The sequence below is a fragment of the Candidatus Competibacter denitrificans Run_A_D11 genome (assembly GCF_001051235.1).
Taxonomy (GTDB): domain Bacteria; phylum Pseudomonadota; class Gammaproteobacteria; order Competibacterales; family Competibacteraceae; genus Competibacter_A; species Competibacter_A denitrificans.
This window is the reverse complement of record NZ_CBTJ020000111.1, coordinates 111,872-118,836: the sequence shown is the minus strand read 5'-3', so window position 1 is coordinate 118,836 and position 6,965 is coordinate 111,872. Positions and strand designations below refer to the sequence as shown.

General features: G+C 55.1%; 6 protein-coding genes. 5 read left to right on the top strand and 1 reads right to left on the bottom strand.

Features of this window, described 5'->3' with window-relative positions:
- Window positions 1-214 precede the first annotated feature (214 nt).
- Complete coding sequence (locus BN873_RS17645) at window positions 215-691, bottom strand: VOC family protein (RefSeq protein ID WP_048676775.1); 477 nt, start codon at window positions 689-691, stop codon at window positions 215-217.
- A gap of 194 nt (window positions 692-885) precedes the next feature.
- Between BN873_RS17645 and BN873_RS17640 the strand changes: the two genes are divergently transcribed.
- From BN873_RS17640 to BN873_RS20205, 5 genes are all read left to right on the top strand, one after another.
- On the top strand, window positions 886-3,024 hold the full coding sequence (locus BN873_RS17640) for a methylmalonyl-CoA mutase family protein (RefSeq protein ID WP_048676773.1): 2,139 nt from the start codon (window positions 886-888) through the stop codon (window positions 3,022-3,024).
- Window positions 3,021-5,201, top strand: a complete 2,181-nt coding sequence (gene scpA / locus BN873_RS17635) for a methylmalonyl-CoA mutase (RefSeq protein WP_048676771.1) — start codon at window positions 3,021-3,023, stop codon at window positions 5,199-5,201. Before BN873_RS17640 ends, scpA begins: the two co-directional genes overlap by 4 nt.
- An 88-nt stretch (window positions 5,202-5,289) precedes the next feature.
- Window positions 5,290-6,279 carry an ankyrin repeat domain-containing protein gene (locus BN873_RS17630; RefSeq protein WP_048676769.1) on the top strand — a complete coding sequence of 330 codons (990 nt, stop codon included), beginning with the start codon at window positions 5,290-5,292 and terminating at the stop codon, window positions 6,277-6,279.
- A gap of 113 nt (window positions 6,280-6,392) precedes the next feature.
- A complete protein-coding gene (locus tag BN873_RS19780; protein ID WP_082161387.1) occupies window positions 6,393-6,617 on the top strand; it encodes a DUF433 domain-containing protein in 225 nt (74 codons plus the stop codon).
- Window positions 6,601-6,939 carry a DUF5615 family PIN-like protein gene (locus tag BN873_RS20205; protein WP_071244448.1) on the top strand — a complete coding sequence of 113 codons (339 nt, stop codon included), beginning with the start codon at window positions 6,601-6,603 and terminating at the stop codon, window positions 6,937-6,939. The genes BN873_RS19780 and BN873_RS20205 overlap by 17 nt, the downstream gene beginning before the upstream one ends.
- Window positions 6,940-6,965: the final 26 nt, after the last annotated feature.

The following is a 6,965-nucleotide window of genomic DNA, read 5'->3' as shown; positions in this document are numbered from 1 at the left end:
AGTTGGTTTGAAGCAAAACTCGCCATCATCCGCCCCGCCATCCGTACCTATCTGACTAACCCACTTTACATATTACCCTCAACTGCGTAACTCCTACAATTGAAACCATCCCTGGATTCCATGCATCTGCGGCCAATACCGCTATAATCCTTTCAGCCTTCAAGGCAAAAAGGCAAGGTGCTTTCTAATGCCGAAAACACCCTGCCCCATCGTCTTAACCAGCCACTTTAGCAAACGCTTCAATGACTTCCGGCGGCGCTTGAATCAGCTCGATCAGCACACCCTCACCGCTCAGGGGTGTGGCCTCATTGCCCTTGGGATGCAGGAAGCAGACATCATAGCCCGCAGCGCCCTTGCGGATTCCGCCTGGGGTAAAGCGCATTCCCTTGGTGGTCAGCCATTCCACCGCCGCTTTCAAGTCGCTGATCCACAAACCGATATGATTGAGCTGTGGCTCATGGACTTTGGGAGCCTTGGCGGGATCAATCGGCTGCATCAGATCGACTTCGACCTTAAACGGGCCAGAACCGATGGCGGCGATATCCTCATCCACATTTTCCCGCTCGCTGCGAAAATTACCGGTCATGGTCAGGCCCAGGGTATCCACCCACAACCTGCTCAGCTTGGTCTTATCCAGCCCACCGATAGCAATTTGTTGAATACCAAGCACTTTAAAGGGTCTGTCGGACATAAGAGTCTCCTGATTGATGGTGGATTTGGGTTAGGCACTCACTGAATCTGTTTCAGTATGTCATCCCACTTTCCGATTGCAACTGGGCTTGGTACTTTTCAATGCTATTCCTGACCCAGAATCGCGCTGATCTTCGGTTATACTTTTACAGTACTGTCAACCCCCCTCGCGTTTCGATCCACTGGAGGACACGCATGTCAAATCAATCCATGGACGCGGCAACCCCGACGTTCAACGAATTTCCCCCAACGCCCTACGAAGAATGGCGCAAAGCCATCGATAAAATTCTTAAAGGTGCGCCGTTCGAGAAGCGGCTGATCACCAAAACCTATGAAGACATCGACCTGCAACCGATGTATCGACAGGAAGACATCGAAGGCTTGCCGCATCTGAACGGCCTGCCCGGCTTCACGCCCTATCTGCGCGGCGCGACGCCGATGGGTTATGCCGCCAGCAGTTGGGACGTGGCGCAGGAAATGCCCTACAGCACGCCTGCCGCCTTTAACGCGGCTTTGAAGGCCGATCTGGAGCGCGGCCAGAACGCCGTTAACATCGTGCTGGACCGCCCCACCCTGGCCGGTGTCGATGCCGATCAGGCGGAAGCCGATGATGTAGGCAAGGGCGGGCTGTCGATTTCCAGCGTTGCCGATTTGGCCGCCGCGCTGGATGGCGTCGATTTGGAAAAAACCCCGATTTACATTCAGGCCAGCACCAGCGCCCTGACCTTTACCGCGCTGTTGGCGGCCTTGGTCAAACAGCAAGGTAAATCACTGGATAAAGTTCGGGGCGCGATTGGCATGGACCCGCTGGGCCAACTGGCCCGCGATGGGCGTCTGCCGCGCGACTTGGATGGCATTTACGAGGTGATGGCGCAGCTTGCCGCCTGGGCGAAAAGCAACGCGCCACAATTGCGCACCATCACCGTGCAGGGCCATCCCTACCACAACGGCGGGGCCACCACCACCCAGGAACTGGCCTTCGCGCTGGCGACGGCGGTCGATTATCTACGCGCCCTGCAAGCCCGTGGTTTGAGCATTGATGATGCCGCGCCACGCTTCCGTTTTGCGTTGTCGATCGGCTCCAATTTCTTCATGGAAATCGCAAGGCTGCGGGCGGCGCGGGTGCTGTGGGCCAAGATTATTCAAGCCTTCGGCGGCAACGAAGAATCGCAGAAGATGCGGCTGCACGCCCGCACCTCGGCCTGGAACCAGACCGTTTACGATCCGCACGTCAATCTGCTGCGGGCGACCACCGAGGCGTTTTCCGGCGCGGTCGGCGGTTGCGACAGCCTGCACATTTCCCCGTTCGATGAACTGCTGCGGGTGCCGGATGAGTTCGCCCGCCGCGTCGCCCGCAACACCCACACCGTGCTGCGCGAGGAAAGCCATGTCACCAAGACGGTCGATCCGGCCGGTGGCTCGTGGTACGTCGAAAATCTGACCGATGCGGTCGCCCGCAAGACCTGGGGGATTTTCCAGGAGATCGAGAAACAGGGCGGCATGGCCAAAGCGCTGGAAGCGGGCTGGCCGCAAAATCAGGTGGCCGACACCGCCTCCAAACGGGCGGCGAACATCGCCAAGCGCAAGGATATTTTCGTCGGCACCAACATGTATCCCAACATGAAGGAAACCCGCATCGAACCGGCGCCGGTGGATGCGTGGGCGGTGCAGAACGAGCGCAAAGAGGCGCTGAAAGCCGTTCGCGCCAAGGCCAGCGGCAACAAGCAAGCCGCACTGGACACGCTCGCCAAGGGCGGTGCGAACACGGTGGAATCCGCGATTAGCGCGGCGGCGGCGGGCGCCACGCTGGGCGAAATCGCGCAGGCCGCCCGCACGAATGCCAAGCCTGGTCCGACTATCAACTCCATCCGTGCCGAACGCGGCGCGCAAGCCTTCGAGCGGCTGCGGCAGGTGACGGAAAGCTTCGCCGCTCGCACCGGCCAACCGCCGCAAGTGTTCCTGGCCACCATGGGGCCGCTGACCCAGCACAAGGGTCGGGCCGATTTCACCACCGCCTTCCTCGGCGTCGGCGGCTTCGAGACCATTTATCCCAGCGGCTTCGATACCCCGGACGCGGCGGCGCAAGCGGCGCTGGCGTCCAATGCCAAAGCGGTGGTGATCTGTTCCACCGACGCCACCTATCCCGACATCGTGCCGATGCTGGCGCAGACCTTGAAGAAGGCCAACCCGGACGTGACGGTGCTGCTGGCCGGTTATCCCGCCGAGCATGTCGAAGCCTTCAAGGCGGCTGGCGTGGATGATTTCATCCATCTCGCCGCCAATTGCCAAAGCCTGTTAACTACCTTGCAGAAGAAGATGGGGGTTGCCCAATGAGTAAGTCACCTGATTTCACCTCGATGGCTTATGGGGTGGATTTCCCCAAACCCAGTTTTGCCGAGTGGAAAGCGTCGGTGGAAAAAACTTCCGGCAAGACGCTGGAGCAACTGGTGTCGGCGACGATGGAACAGATCGATGTCAAACCGCTGTATACGCGCGACGACATCAAAGACCTGAAGCATCTGGGCTATGTCGCCGGGGTGCCGCCGTTCCTGCGCGGGCCTTATCCGGCCATGTACGTGACTCAGCCGTGGACGGTGCGCCAATACGCCGGTTTCTCCACCGCCGAGGAATCCAACGCTTTTTATCGCCGCAATCTGGCCGCCGGCCAAAAGGGCTTGTCCATCGCCTTCGACCTAGCCACCCATCGCGGCTACGACTCCGATCATCCGCGGGTGGTCGGTGATGTCGGCAAGGCGGGCGTAGCGATTGATTCGCTGCTGGATATGGAAATCCTGTTCGGCGGGATTCCGCTGGATCAGATGTCCGTCTCCATGACCATGAACGGCGCGGTGTTGCCGGTGTTGGCCTTCTACATCGTCGCCGCCGAGGAACAGGGCGTTTCGCACGAGAAACTGACCGGCACCATTCAGAACGACATTCTGAAAGAGTACATGGTGCGCAACACCTACATTTATCCGCCCGATCCGTCGATTCGGATTATCGGCGATATTTTCTCCTACACCTCCAAGGAGATGCCGAAGTTCAACAGCATCTCGATTTCCGGCTATCACATGCAGGAAGCGGGCGCGACCGCCGATCTGGAACTGGGCTACACCCTGGCCGACGGGCTGGAATACGTCCGCACCGGCATCAAGGCCGGGATGGATGTCGATACCTTCGCGCCCCGGCTGTCGTTCTTCTGGGCGATTGGCATGAACTACTTCATGGAAGTGGCCAAGATGCGGGCCGGACGGCTGCTGTGGGCCAAGATCATCAAGCAGTTCAACCCGAAGATGGACAAGTCGATGGCGCTGCGCACGCACAGCCAGACCTCCGGCTGGAGCCTGACCGAGCAAGACCCGTTCAACAACGTCGCCCGCACCTGCATCGAGGCGCTGGCGGCGGCGCTGGGCCACACTCAGTCGTTGCACACCAACGCGCTGGACGAAGCGATTGCGCTGCCGACCGATTTCTCGGCCCGTATCGCTCGCAATACCCAGCTTTATCTGCAAGACGAAACCGCGATTTGCAAGGTGCTCGACCCGTGGGGCGGCTCGTATTACGTCGAAGCGCTGACCAACGAACTCATCAAACGCGCTTGGGGCCACATTCAGGAAGTGGAAAGCCTGGGCGGCATGGCCAAGGCCATCGAAACCGGTCTGCCCAAGATGCGCATCGAGGAAGCGGCGGCGCGGCGGCAGGCGCAGATCGACTCCGGCAAGGAAACTATCGTCGGCGTCAACAAGTACCGGATGACCAAGGAAGACAAGCTGGACATCCTGAGCATCGACAATACCGCCGTGCGCGAGGCGCAGGTGCAACGGCTGCACAAGCTGCGCAACAACCGCGACGAGGCCAAGGTCAAGGCGTGTCTGAACGCCATCACCGAAGCCGCTAACGCCGGTTCTGGCAATCTGCTGGAAAAAGCGGTGGAAGCGGCCCGCGCCCGCGCCTCATTGGGCGAAATCTCGGACGCGATGGAAAAGGTGTTCGGTCGGCACAAGGCCGTCATCCGCGCCATCTCTGGCGTGTACAGCAGCGAGTTTGGCGAAGCGGATGAAATCGCCACGGTGCGGCGGATGGCCGACGACTTCGAGAAGAACGAAGGTCGTCGCCCGCGCATTCTGGTCGCCAAGCTCGGTCAGGACGGCCACGACCGGGGCGCGAAGGTCATCGCCACTGCGTTCGCCGATTTGGGCTTCGACGTGGACATCGGCGCGCTGTTCCAGACGCCGGAGGAAGTCGCCCGCCAAGCGGTGGAAAACGACGTGCATGTGGTCGGCATGAGCTCGCTGGCCGCCGGTCACAAGACGCTGCTGCCGCAACTGGTCGGCGAACTGAAGAAGCTGGGCCGCGAGGACATCATGGTGGTCATCGGCGGCGTCATTCCCGCCCAGGATTACGAGTACCTCAAGGCCAACGGTGCGGCTGCGATCTTCGGCCCCGGCACGGTGATTCCGGTCGCCGCGCAGAAGGTGCTGGTGGAGTTGAACGAGCGTCTGGCGGCGTGAGGGTGAGGTGAGAGTGATGGGGTTGGCGAATTAAATCCTAGCCCCATCAACAATAAAAATCCTATCTTAGTAAAGGTGTTTGCTTTATATGAGCTTAGAGCTTTTTAAAAATATCGCACAAAATGCTGGATTAAGTGGGCTTGTAGTTCTCGTCTTTTTAATAATTATCCGCATCCTTATAGTAAAAGGTGCTGAAGCAGGAATTTTCGGCACTTTATCTCAAGAACAAACATTCAAAATCTTTATTAAGATTATAAATTATACTATGGGATTTTGTTTATCTATAATAGTCCTTTCTGCCGCTATCGATTTATGGGCTAAAAATAAATCGGATAATATTTTTATAGATCAAGAAAAATTTTTCAATGCGGTAAGAGTTGGTGATATTAAAGCAATTGATTTATATATGCGAGCCGGAATAAATCCACATGCAAATGCAGATGATAGGCAATTGCCGATCCATCTCTCTAAAAATACAACTAATGTAGTTGAAGTCCTGGAGTTACTTCGTAAATATGGTTTAGATATTAATTATATTTACTTTGCTCGTCGTACCACAGGCCCTCAAGAAAATAGATTTTTGTTCTGGGCTACCATAAACGAAAATCAAGCTCTATTAGATGCTTTACTCAAGGATGGAGCTGATCCAAATTTTGAGACTGAAATACGAGGTGTTGGCGCTTCATTTAAGCAGTCCTTACGTAAGGTTGCTGAAGAAAAAGCCCAAGAAGATAATGCAAGTACAGTATCGAAAGAAATTTTAAAAAAATTAATTTCTTCAGGTGCTGAATTATCTAAACAAGAAAAAGAGGAAGAGGTTAGAAAAAAGCCACCGAGTCCAGAGCAAGTCCAAGCTTGTGTGCAAGAGATGAATCGCACCCCATTGAAAGATTGGTATGAAGAGGCATCAAATTTCGATCATCTTAAGCCGTCCTCTTATACTATAAGGCAGGCAATATTAGCAGAATTAAAAACACAGTTACTCATTGGTGTAGTATCTAATTCAAATGCTGCTCAAATATTGGCGCAGGCAATCAGGAGAAATTGCCTTATTTATGGTCGTGACTTTGCAAAATGACCCATAGCCCGTAGCCAGAATTAATGAAGCGCGTAGTAGCGCGTAGGGCGGGTTAGCTTAGCGTAACCAGTCGGAATTGAAAGATTCCACAATATCAGAATGGGGCGAGATTTATGACCACCTTAAGCGGTATTACTCACCGTCACCCTGAAATACTGAGTGGCGTACCCGTATTCGTAGGTACCCGTATTCCAGTTCGTTCGCTATTTGACTATTTGGAAGGTGGAGACTCTTTAGAGGAATTTCTTCACCAATTCCCTTCGGTTAAGCGTGAGCAGGCTATCGCGGTACTAGATGCCGCTTATGAAGCGGTTACGGCAGATGCGCATTCTACTTGACGAGAATTTCCCGCTTGATTTCGTTAAGCTGTGCGTTGCGGATAAAATGACTGTTCTTTATGTTCACAGTTTGGGCTGGTCTGGCGTCAAAAATGGTGATTTGCTTCGTCGCGCAGCCAATGTTTGTGAAGTATTTGTCACACTGGATCGTAATTTAGAATTCCAACAAAACATTAAAGTATTGCCTTTTGGTGTTGTAGTCTTATGCGCCCGCTCTAATCGAATTGCCGACCTTGCCCCACATATTGACAGTCTTCTGAAAGCTGCCAGCCGTGTTAGATTGGGCAAAGTTGAGCATGTGGGGCGGATTAGTGCAGCATAAACCGCCGGAATTGAATGATGACGAAA